The organism is Pseudomonas sp. P7548 (assembly GCF_013386585.1).
Classification (GTDB): Bacteria; Pseudomonadota; Gammaproteobacteria; order Pseudomonadales; family Pseudomonadaceae; genus Aquipseudomonas.
The window spans coordinates 33,586-44,074 of record NZ_JACARO010000056.1 but is presented as its reverse complement, the minus strand read 5'-3'; the positions used below and the strand labels follow the sequence as shown (position 1 = coordinate 44,074).

Here is a 10,489-nt window from a genome sequence, read left to right as displayed (position 1 = left end):
GCCGATGGCGGGAACGCAGTCCAGCTGATCAAGCTGTTGCAGCGCTGCGCGGGCGCACAGGCGGCCGGCGAGGAATTCGGCCTGGCGCTTTGCCACCGAGCGCTGGATGCTGGCCGGGGGCGGCACGGCGCAGCGCAGGAAGTCGCCCTGCGCGAGCAGGGTGGGGTCGAAGCGGGTGCTGAGGAACACCGTATCCGGCAAAGGGTCGGGCAGCGGCCAATGGGCGTCGAGTGGGGTGCAGCAAGCGGGTAGGGGCGTCATGGGCGGTATTTTGCTTCAGTTGGCGCGCCAGAGGATAGCCCGCAGCGGTTCAGGCCCGGTTCAGAGCCCGTTCAGGGGGAGTTCAGGGGCGCCTGCGTAGTCTGGCCCTACAGCCAAAACGCGTAGAGGTAAGCCCCATGACTGCGATCAAAAAGCTGATGTTGGCGTTATCCATGCTCAGTGCCACTGCTGGCGTCCAGGCGTCCGATGGCGCCTTTGCGGCATTCGGTAGCGAGAAAACCAAGAAATCCAGCACGTTGATCCAGCGTGTCAGCTTTAAAGAAGCGGGCAGCCAGGCCGCGCCGTGGGGCCAGTCCCTGGGCCTCGTCACGCCGCAACCGGCCTACCGTACCGGTTATGAACACCTGACGGGCCAATACAATGGCATTAAACTGCGCCCGCAAGACCTGCAGGGCCGCTATGATATCCCTCTGTCGGACAGTTGAATCGCCTTGGAGAGCCTTATGAAATTGCTGGTGGTAGAAGATGAGGCGTTGCTGCGTCATCACCTGTTTACCCGCCTGACCGACAGCGGGCACGTGGTCGAAGCTGTGGCCAACGCCGAAGAAGCCTTGTACCAGACCGGGCAATTCAACCATGACCTGGCGATCATCGACCTGGGCCTGCCCGGCATGGGCGGCCTGGACCTGATCCGCCAACTGCGCACCCAGGCCAAGACCTTCCCGATCCTGATCCTTACCGCCCGTGGCAACTGGCAGGACAAGGTTGAAGGCCTGGCCGCCGGCGCCGACGACTACGTGGTCAAGCCGTTCCAGTTCGAAGAGTTGGAGGCGCGGATGAACGCCTTGCTGCGTCGCTCCAGCGGCTTTACCCAGTCGACCATCGTCGCCGGCCCGTTGCTGCTGGACCTCAACCGCAAGCAGGCGTCCCTGGATGAACAACCGCTGGCGTTGACCGCGTACGAGTATCGGATTCTCGAATACCTCATGCGTCACCACCAGCAGGTGGTCGCCAAGGACCGCCTGATGGAACAGCTCTATCCCGATGACGACGAGCGTGATCCGAATGTCATCGAAGTGCTGGTCGGTCGCCTGCGTCGCAAGCTGGAAGGCCCGGCCGGTTTCAAGCCGATCGATACCGTGCGCGGCCTGGGTTACCTGTTCAATGAGCGCTGCCGTTGATTCGCTCGCTTCGTGTGCGCTTGATGCTGGCGGCCGCCACCCTGGCCGTGTTGTTCATGCTCGGTTTGTTGCCCGCCATGCAAGGGGCGTTCAGCCTGGCGCTGCAGGATTCCATTGAGCAGCGCCTGGCGTCGGATGTCACCACGCTGATTTCAGCGGCGCGCGTTGAAAACAATCGCCTGTTGATGCCGGCGCAGTTGCCGGACGAACGCTTCAACCTCACCGATAGCCGCCTGCTCGGCTATATCTACGACCGCGAAGGCCACCTGGTGTGGCGTTCCCGCGCCACCCAGGAAGAAAACATCAACTACAAGCCGCGCTATGACGGGCGCGGCAACGAATTTGCGCGGATTCGCGAGGCCAATGGCCAGGAATTTTTCGTGTATGACGTGGAGGTCAAGCTGCTGGGCGGCAAGAGCGCGGCGTTCAGTATCGTGGCCCTGCAACCGGTGCGCGAATACCAGCTGACCCTCGAAGGGCTGCGCGAGAACCTTTACCTGGGGTTCGGCGCGGCCCTGCTGGTGCTGTTGACCCTGTTGTGGCTGGGGCTGACCTGGGGCCTGCAAGCCCTGCGGCGCCTGAGCCAGGAACTGGACCAGATCGAAGGCGGTACCCGTGGAAGCCTCAGCGAGGAACACCCGCGTGAATTGCTGCGCCTGACCGGCTCGCTCAACCGCCTGCTGCACAGCGAGCGTGAACAGCGCGCACGTTATCGCGACTCCCTGGACGACCTCGCCCACAGCCTGAAAACCCCGTTGGCGGTGTTGCAGGGGGTGAGCGAAGACATGGCCCAACGCCCGGAAGACCGTGGCCAGGCCTGGGTGCTGCAATCGCAGATCGAGCGTATGAGCCAGCAGATCGGCTATCAATTGCAGCGCGCCAGCCTGCGCAAAAGCGGCCTGGTGCGCCACCAGGTGCGCCTGGAGCCGGTGGTGCAAAGCTTGTGCGACACGCTGGACAAGGTGTACCGCGACAAGCGTGTGACCGTGGCCTTTGAGCTGCCCGAAGAATGCGATGTGCCGATCGAGAAGGGCGCCTTGCTCGAAATGCTCGGCAACCTGCTGGAAAACGCCTACCGCCTGTGCCTGAGCGAAGTGCGCATCAGCCTGGTGGAAAGCCTGGAGGGCACCGAGTTGTGCATTGAAGACGATGGCCCGGGCGTACCGCCCGACCAGCGTGCTCGGATCCTGCAGCGGGGCGAGCGCCTGGACCGTCAGCACCCGGGGCAGGGGATCGGGCTGGCGGTGGTCAAGGACATCATCGAAAGCTACGGCGCGCGGTTGACCTTGGGGGATTCGCCTTTGGGTGGGGCGGCCTTCAAGATTCACTTTCCGGCGGTGTGATCTCTATTGACCGTGCTGGCCTCATCGCAGGCAAGCCAGCTCCCACATGTTGAACGGTGAACCCCTTCGAATGTGGGAGCGGGCTTGCTCGCGAAAGCGTCAGTCGCATCAACAGTCATCTAGCGCCATCGCCGGCAAGCCGGCTCCTACAGTTAATGCGTTCACACACATTTTGAATTGTGAACGCGATCGAGTGTGGGAGCTGGCTTGCCTGCGATAAGGCCGACCCAGCCAACCCACCCCTAACTCTCCTGCGCCCGATACGCCCCCGGCGTCACCCCCGTCCACTTCTTGAACGCCCGATGAAACGCCGACGGTTCGGAGAACCCCAGCTGCTCGGCAATCTCCTGCAGCGACAAATCCGCCCGCCCCAAATGATAGATGGCGATGTCCCGCCGCAGCTCATCCTTGAGCGCCTGGAAACTGGTGCCTTCTTCGCGCAAATGTCGGCGCAGGGTCTGCGGGCTGATGTGCAGGTGCTGGGCCACGGCCTCCAGGTCTGGCCAGGGCGTGCGGTCACGGCTGAGCAAGCGGCGCAACTGGCTGCTCAGGCTGTCGCCCTCGTCCGGGCGGGACAGCAGATCGGCCGGGGAGCGTTCGAGAAAATGCTTGAGGGTGCGTTCGTCCTGCAGTAGCGGCAGGCTCAGGTAGCGGCTGGGAAATACCAGGCTGCTGTTCGGAGCGCCGAACACATGGGGGCAGGGGAACAGCAAGTCATATTCGCCCGCGTGGGCCGGCATCGGGTAGCTGAACGTGGCCTGGTTCAGGCGAATGCGCTGGCCGATCAACCAGCTGCCCAGGCGATGCCAGATCACCAGCAGGCATTCGCTGAGGAAGTGGTCCGGGTCCCACAGCTGTGAGTCGTCCAGGCTCAAGCGGGCCATGTCGCCCTCTCTTGTCAGCTGCCAACGCGGACCCTGCGGGAATAGACTATAAAAGAGTAAGCCGCGTTCCAGAGCCTTCTCCAGGGTGCGGCAATGGATCAGCGCATGGCACATCATGGCGAAGGTGCCGCGTTTGCTCGGGCCTTCGGCAAACCCCAGGTACTCGTCGTCCAGCGCCAGCCAGAGCATTTGCAACAGCCGGGTAAATTGCTCCGGTGCTATGCGGGCGCGGGGTTCGGTCAGCAGTTCGGGGGGGATGCCCACCTGCTGCAAAAGGCCTGAGTAGTCGAAACCCGCCCGGCGCGCACCACCGAGGGCTGCCCGGGCGTAGTGACTGGCGATGGTGCGTTCACGCATGTGAGGGCCTCGTCCATGGAGTGGCGGATGTTAGCCATCACTTGCCAGGGCGACAAGGCGGATATCCGCCATTTTGTAGGACAGGATTGGGCCTGCGGGCGGAAATCCGCCACCTCCCTGGATGGGCTGGCGAGGGTGTGAAAACCTCAAGCCCTGATGTCTAAAGGCCTTCAGGGTTTTTCGGCAAAGTGGCACGGCGTTTGCGATAAGGATTACAGCGCAGGCCTGCTTTCAAGGACCTCGCAAACAACAAATCCCTCCAGTGCAGGAGGGTTCGCAATTCAAGTGTCGTGGGCAATGGCGGATCTTTGCCACACGGGACGATTGAGGAACTTTGCAATGACGACTCGTCAGCCACTGTACAAATCCCTGTATTTCCAGGTGATCGTTGCAATCGTTATCGGTATTTTGCTCGGTCACTTCTACCCGCAGACCGGTGTGGCCCTCAAGCCACTGGGTGACGGCTTTATCAAGCTGATCAAAATGGTCATCGCCCCGATCATCTTCTGCACCGTTGTCAGCGGCATCGCTGGCATGCAAAGCATGAAATCGGTCGGCAAGACCGGCGGCTACGCGCTGTTGTACTTCGAAATCGTTTCCACCATCGCCCTGTTGGTAGGCCTGGTCGTGGTCAACGTGATCGAGCCGGGCGCCGGCATGCACGTCGACGTTACCAAGCTCGATGCGTCGAAAATCGCTACCTACGTGACTCAGGGTGCGGACCAGAGCGTTGTCGGCTTCATCCTCAACGTGATCCCGAACACCATCGTCGGCGCCTTTGCCAACGGTGACATCCTGCAAGTGCTGATGTTTTCGGTGATCTTCGGTTTCGCCCTGCACCGCCTGGGTGCCTACGGCAAGCCGGTACTGGACTTCATCGATCGCTTCGCCCACGTGATGTTCAACATCATCAACATGATCATGAAGCTCGCGCCAATCGGTGCCCTGGGCGCCATGGCGTTCACCATCGGTGCCTACGGTGTGGGTTCCCTGGTGCAACTGGGCCAGTTGATGATCTGCTTCTACATCACCTGCATCCTGTTCGTGGTCGTGGTGCTGGGCGCCATCTGCCGCGCGCACGGTTTCAGCGTGTTGAAGCTGGTTCGCTACATCCGTGAAGAGCTGCTGATCGTACTGGGTACGTCCTCCTCCGAATCCGCACTGCCACGCATGCTGATCAAGATGGAGCGTCTGGGCGCGAAGAAATCCGTAGTAGGCCTGGTGATTCCAACCGGCTACTCCTTCAACCTCGACGGTACTTCGATCTACCTGACCATGGCTGCCGTGTTCATCGCCCAGGCGACTGACACCCACATGGACATCACCCACCAGATCACCCTGCTGCTGGTGCTGCTGCTGTCCTCCAAAGGCGCTGCAGGTGTGACCGGTTCGGGCTTCATCGTGCTGGCTGCCACCCTGTCGGCCGTGGGCCACCTGCCGGTTGCCGGCCTGGCGCTGATCCTGGGTATCGACCGCTTCATGTCCGAAGCCCGCGCACTGACCAACCTGGTGGGTAACGCCGTTGCCACCATCGTCGTGGCCAAGTGGGTCAAGGAACTGGACACCGACAAGCTGCAAAGCGAGCTGGCGTCCGGCGGTACCGGTATCTCGGAAACCCGCGAACTGGATGACCTGGGCGTGGCCGAAGGCCCTGCACCTGTCGTCAAGTAAGCCGCTGATGGCGTGAACTGACGCCGCAGCCACCCACAAACGCCCCGACTTGTTCGGGGCGTTTGCGTTTCTGCCCGATCACTCCCGGGTTTTTTGGTTTACATTAAGTCATTGCTCCATCAAAGGCCCGGTGAAGATCCGTCTTCGCAAGAGAGCCTCCTTCAGCCTGAGCCCATCTGCGCGCACCGAACCAGTACCACCTCCCGCGCCGGATGGCTCGCCCCTCAACGCAGTGTGAATAGGCGGGCGTGCCCATGATTACCCTGAAACTCAACGGTCAAGACCATCAACTGGATGTCACCGAGGATATGCCGCTGCTGTGGGCGATTCGCGACGTGGCGGGCTACAACGGCACCAAGTTCGGCTGTGGTATGGGCCTGTGCGGCGCCTGCACCATTCATATCGACGGCTCGCCGGCGCGCAGTTGCATCACCCCGATCGGCTCGGTCAAAGGCCAGTCCATCAGCACCATCGACAACCTGCACACCGACCCCATCGGCCAGGTGGTGCAGCAAGCCTGGCTCGACACGGCTGTAGCCCAGTGCGGTTACTGCCAGGGCGGGCAGATCATGTCGGCCACCGCTCTGCTGAAAACCAACCCCAACCCCAGCGATGAGCAGATCGAAGAGGCGATGGTCGGCAACATCTGCCGTTGCGGCACCTACAACCGTATCAAGACAGCTATCCGCCAGGCATCGACCCACCTGCAGGGGGCCAAGGCATGAGCCAGTTACCTGCTGATTTCGTCCTGAGCAACCTCAGCCGCCGCGGCTTCCTCAAAGGTGTGGGCGCCACCGGCGCACTGGTGGTTGCCGCCAGTTGGGGCTTGCCCGATGCGTTCGCCGCCGATGCGGTGAAGAAATACGGTGGCGACGCCATGCCCAACGGGCTGATCGATGACCCCAAGGTCTACGTCAGCATCGCCACCGACGGTACAGTGACCGTGGTGTGCAACCGTTCGGAGATGGGCCAGGGCGTGCGCACCAGCCTGAGCCTGGTGGTGGCCGATGAAATGGACGCCGATTGGGCGCACGTGAAAGTCCAGCAGGCGCCGGGCGATGAAGTGCGCTACGGCAACCAGGACACCGACGGCTCGCGCAGCATGCGCCATTGGTATGAGCCGATGCGTCGCTGCGGGGCCAGTGTTCGGGCGATGCTTGAACAAGCGGCTGCCGATCAGTGGAAAGTCCCGCTGGCTGAATGTCGGGCGCAATTGCATAAAGTGATTCACCAGCCAAGTGGCCGTGAGCTGGGTTACGGCGAATTGGCAGCCGCCGCCGGCGCGCTGGCGGTGCCGGCGCGGGATAGCCTGCGCCTCAAGCCAGCGTCGGAGTTCCGTTATATCGGCAAGGAAGGCGTCAAGGCCATCGACGGCGCCGACATCGTCAACGGGCGCGCGGTCTACGGCGCGGACGTGCATTTCGACGGCATGCTCTATGCCACCATCGCACGGCCCAAAGTGTATGGCGGCAAGGTGAAATCCTTCGATGCCTCGGCAGCGTTGAAGGTACCGGGTGTGATCAAGGTGCTGGAAATCGAAAGCCGGCCCTTGCCCTCCGAGTTCCAACCCCTGGGCGGTGTGGCCGTGGTGGCCAGCAACACCTGGGCGGCGATCAAGGGCCGGGAGGCGCTGAGCATTGTCTGGGACGACGGCGTGAATGCTGGCTACAACTCCATCGACTATCGCAAGGAGCTGGAAGCCGCTGCGCTGAAACCGGGCAAGGTGGTGCGCAACACCGGCACCCTCGACCAGGCCATGGGCGAGGCCGACAGTACCCTGGAAGCCGCCTACTACTTGCCACACCTGTCCCAGTCACCGATGGAGCCGATGGTCGCCATTGCGCGCTTCGACAAAGGTGAGTGCCAGGCCTGGGGCCCGAGCCAGGCGCCACAGGTGACCCGCGAGCGCATCGCCGAGCGCCTTGGCCTGCCGTTCGATAACGTGACCTTCAACGTGACCTTGCTCGGCGGTGGCTTCGGGCGCAAATCCAAGCCTGACTTCATCATCGAAGCCGCCGTGCTGGCCAAGGAATTTCCGGGCAAGGCCGTTCGGGTGCAATGGACCCGCGAAGATGACATCCACAATTCCTACTTCCACACCGTATCGGCCGAGTACCTCAAGGCCGGCCTGAACAAGGATGGCCTGCCGTCGGCCTGGCTGCACCGCACCGTGGCGCCGAGCATCACGGCATTGTTCGCGCCGGGCATGAACCACGAAGCGGCCTTTGAGCTGGGCATGGGCTTTACCAACATGGCCTACGCGATTCCCAATGTGCGCCTGGAAAACCCCGAGGCGGCGGCCCACACCCGCGTCGGCTGGTACCGTTCAGTGTCGAACATCCCCCATGGTTTTGCGATCCAGAGCTTTGTCGACGAACTGGCCCACAAGGCCGGCCAGGATCCGCTGCAGTATCAGCTCAAGTTGCTGGGGCCAGACCGTCAGATCGATCCCAAGACCTTGAGCGATGAGTGGAACTACGGCGAATCCCCTGAACGCTACCCGATCGACACCGCACGCCTGCGCGGCGTGTTGGAAACCGCGGCCAAGGCGGCCGGCTGGGGACGCACGCTGCCCAAGGGCCGTGGCCTGGGCTTGGCGGTGCACTACAGCTTTGTGACGTACGTGGCGGCCGTGATCGAGGTGGAGGTCAAGGGTGATGGCACGTTGATCGTGCACAAGGCCGATATTGCCGTGGATTGTGGCCCGCAGATCAACCCGGAGCGCATCCGCTCGCAGTTCGAAGGCGCGTGCGTGATGGGCCTGGGCAACGCGGTGCTGGGCGAGATCAGCTTCAAGGATGGCAAGGTCCAGCAGGACAACTTCCATATGTACGAGGTGGCGCGCATGTCCCTGGCGCCGAAGGAAGTGGCGGTGCACTTGGTGACGCCCAAAGGTGAGGTGCCCTTGGGCGGCGTCGGTGAGCCCGGCGTGCCGCCGATTGCGCCGGCGCTGTGCAATGCGATCTTTGCCGCCACCGGCAAGCGTATCCGCAACCTGCCGGTGCGTTACCAGTTGCAGGGCTGGCAAGAGGCGAAGGCCTGATGGACAGCGTGGATCTGAATGTCTTGCGCAGCGTGCTGGAGTGGCGCCGCGCCGGGCAAACGGTGGTGCTGTACAGCGTGGTGCAGACCTGGGGCAGTGCGCCGCGCCCGCCAGGGGCGATGCTGGCCCTGCGCGGCGATGGGGTGGTGATTGGCTCGGTGTCGGGCGGCTGCATCGAGGACGACCTTATTGCGCGCCTGCAGGACGGTCGGCTGGCGGATGACGGGCCACCGGTGCAACTGGTGACCTACGGCGTGACCCGCGACGAGGCGGCCCGGTTCGGTTTGCCGTGCGGCGGCACGTTGCGCCTGACCGAGGAACGTGTGGTGGAATGGGCCTGGGTGGCTGAGCTGCTGACGCGTTGCGAAGCTCATCAGATCGTTGCGCGGGAGCTGGACCTGAAGACCGGTGAAGTCACCCTGAGCGATGCCAGCAAGACCGACGTGGTGAGCTTTGACGGCCAACGCCTGCGTGCGATCTACGGCCCGCGCTGGCGCTTGCTGCTGATCGGCGCGGGGCAACTGTCGCGTTATGTGGCCGAGATGGCGCGGCTGCTGGACTTCGACGTGCTGATCTGTGACCCACGTGAAGAGTTTGTCTACGGCTGGGAAGAGCAGCAGGGCCGCTTCGTGCCGGGTATGCCCGATGAAGCGGTGCTGAATATCCAGACCGATGAACGCACCGCCATTGTCTGCCTGACCCATGACCCGCGCCTGGATGACATGGCCTTGCTCACGGCATTGAATTCCAGGGCGTTCTACATTGGCGCGCTGGGGTCGCGGGTCAACAGCCAGAAGCGTCGGGAAAACCTGGCGCAGCTCGGCCTGTCGGCGGAGGCGATTGCGCGCCTGCACGGGCCGATCGGCGTGTATATCGGCAGCCACACCCCGGCGGAAATCGCTTTGTCGCTGATGGCGGAAATTGTCGCGATCAAGAATGGCGTGGCGGCGGTGCAGAAAAAACCGCTGCCGGTGCTGGCCGAGTGACAGTCACGGCGATTGTGCTGGCGGCAGGGCAGGGCAGGCGTTTTCGCGCTGAAGCGGGGGCGGATAAGGATAAATTGCTGGCCGATTGCACGGGCCGGGATGGCGTGACGCGAGCGGTTATCGAGCAGGTGCTGGCAAATCTGCCTGAGCGGGTTGCACGGCGTCTGTTGGTGACATCGCCCGAACGAGCGGACGTCATCCGATTGGCCAGGGCCTTTGGCTGTGAGGTCTTGCTGCTGCAATCGGCCGGCATGGGCGATAGCCTGGCGGCGGCGGTGGCGGCCAGTGCTCCGGCTGACGGTTGGCTGGTGGTGTTGGGGGATATGCCGTTCATTCAGTCGTCGACTATCGATCAGGTGGTCGAGGGGCTGGAAGCGGATCGCATCCACGTCCCGGTGCAGGCGGGGCAGTATGGTCATCCGGTGGCGTTTGGCCGCGCGTTCGGGCCGGGGTTGATGGCGTTGGCGGGTGATCGCGGCGCTCGCTCGCTGTTTGCCGCTGGCGCTGTCAGGGAGATCCCGGTGGATGACCCTGGTGTGTTGTGGGATGTCGACGTGCCCTCCCTCCTGAGCTACACCCCCACCTCCTGAACTGCCCTCCAGGTCCTGAATTGTCCTCGACCCTGTAGGAGTCCGGCTTGCCGGCGATGGCGTCCTCGAACATGTCGCATGGTTCAAGGGCCTCATCGCCGGCAAGCCGGGCTCCTACAGGGGGTTGGGGGCGGTCTTGGATTTTGGATTTATGAGGCCAATAAAAAGCCCCGCCTGATCACTCAGGCGGGGCTTTTCAGTTACGGCTGGAC

General features: G+C 63.0%; 9 protein-coding genes and 1 pseudogene. 8 read left to right on the top strand and 2 right to left on the bottom strand.

Features of this window, described 5'->3' with window-relative positions; translation table 11 throughout:
- Positions 1 to 261: pseudogene (locus HX803_RS22155) on the bottom strand (4'-phosphopantetheinyl transferase); the annotation flags it as partial.
- A gap of 137 nt (positions 262 to 398) precedes the next feature.
- Here HX803_RS22155 and HX803_RS22150 point away from each other — a divergent pair.
- The 3 genes from HX803_RS22150 to HX803_RS22140 are packed head-to-tail and all read left to right on the top strand — an operon-like array spanning position 399 to position 2,746.
- Positions 399 to 707: a hypothetical protein gene (locus tag HX803_RS22150; RefSeq protein ID WP_178923507.1), complete on the top strand. Its 309-nt coding sequence runs from the start codon at positions 399 to 401 to the stop codon at positions 705 to 707.
- An 18-nt stretch (positions 708 to 725) separates the two neighbouring features.
- Positions 726 to 1,403 carry a response regulator gene (locus tag HX803_RS22145; RefSeq protein WP_010208358.1) on the top strand — a complete coding sequence of 226 codons (678 nt, stop codon included), beginning with the start codon at positions 726 to 728 and terminating at the stop codon, positions 1,401 to 1,403.
- Positions 1,400 to 2,746, top strand: a complete 1,347-nt coding sequence (locus HX803_RS22140) for an ATP-binding protein (protein ID WP_178923506.1) — start codon at positions 1,400 to 1,402, stop codon at positions 2,744 to 2,746. The genes HX803_RS22145 and HX803_RS22140 overlap by 4 nt, the downstream gene beginning before the upstream one ends.
- A 242-nt stretch (positions 2,747 to 2,988) precedes the next feature.
- On the opposite strand, the gene HX803_RS22135 is transcribed toward HX803_RS22140, so the two are convergent.
- A complete protein-coding gene (locus HX803_RS22135) occupies positions 2,989 to 3,987 on the bottom strand; it encodes an AraC family transcriptional regulator (protein ID WP_178923504.1) in 999 nt (332 codons plus the stop codon).
- A gap of 339 nt (positions 3,988 to 4,326) precedes the next feature.
- On the opposite strand from HX803_RS22135, the gene HX803_RS22130 reads away from it, so the two are divergent.
- The 5 genes from HX803_RS22130 (at position 4,327) to HX803_RS22110 (ending at position 10,277) form a co-directional block, all read left to right on the top strand.
- Complete coding sequence (locus tag HX803_RS22130) at positions 4,327 to 5,658, top strand: dicarboxylate/amino acid:cation symporter (RefSeq protein WP_178923502.1); 1,332 nt, start codon at positions 4,327 to 4,329, stop codon at positions 5,656 to 5,658.
- Between the two features lie 254 nt (positions 5,659 to 5,912).
- A complete protein-coding gene (locus tag HX803_RS22125) occupies positions 5,913 to 6,383 on the top strand; it encodes a (2Fe-2S)-binding protein (RefSeq protein ID WP_178923500.1) in 471 nt (156 codons plus the stop codon).
- A complete protein-coding gene (locus tag HX803_RS22120) occupies positions 6,380 to 8,701 on the top strand; it encodes a xanthine dehydrogenase family protein molybdopterin-binding subunit (protein WP_178923499.1) in 2,322 nt (773 codons plus the stop codon). Before HX803_RS22125 ends, HX803_RS22120 begins: the two co-directional genes overlap by 4 nt.
- Positions 8,701 to 9,687 carry an XdhC family protein gene (locus tag HX803_RS22115; RefSeq protein ID WP_178923496.1) on the top strand — a complete coding sequence of 329 codons (987 nt, stop codon included), beginning with the start codon at positions 8,701 to 8,703 and terminating at the stop codon, positions 9,685 to 9,687. The genes HX803_RS22120 and HX803_RS22115 overlap by 1 nt, the downstream gene beginning before the upstream one ends.
- Positions 9,684 to 10,277 (top strand): nucleotidyltransferase family protein, encoded by a 594-nt coding sequence (locus tag HX803_RS22110; RefSeq protein ID WP_178923494.1) that lies wholly within the window; start codon positions 9,684 to 9,686, stop codon positions 10,275 to 10,277. Before HX803_RS22115 ends, HX803_RS22110 begins: the two co-directional genes overlap by 4 nt.
- The last annotated feature ends 212 nt before the right edge of the window (positions 10,278 to 10,489 follow it).

What these genes read in the sequence shown, in the direction of transcription:
- HX803_RS22125 (WP_178923500.1), top strand. Translation starts at nt 5,913, where the DNA reads ATGATTACCCTGAAACTCAACGGTCAAGACCATCAACTGGATGTCACC.
- HX803_RS22120 (WP_178923499.1), top strand. Translation starts at nt 6,380, where the DNA reads ATGAGCCAGTTACCTGCTGATTTCGTCCTGAGCAACCTCAGCCGCCGC.
- HX803_RS22115 (WP_178923496.1), top strand. Translation starts at nt 8,701, where the DNA reads ATGGACAGCGTGGATCTGAATGTCTTGCGCAGCGTGCTGGAGTGGCGC.
- HX803_RS22150 (WP_178923507.1), top strand. Translation starts at nt 399, where the DNA reads ATGACTGCGATCAAAAAGCTGATGTTGGCGTTATCCATGCTCAGTGCC.
- HX803_RS22145 (WP_010208358.1), top strand. Translation starts at nt 726, where the DNA reads ATGAAATTGCTGGTGGTAGAAGATGAGGCGTTGCTGCGTCATCACCTG.
- HX803_RS22135 (WP_178923504.1), bottom strand. Translation starts at nt 3,987, where the DNA reads ATGCGTGAACGCACCATCGCCAGTCACTACGCCCGGGCAGCCCTCGGT.
- HX803_RS22130 (WP_178923502.1), top strand. Translation starts at nt 4,327, where the DNA reads ATGACGACTCGTCAGCCACTGTACAAATCCCTGTATTTCCAGGTGATC.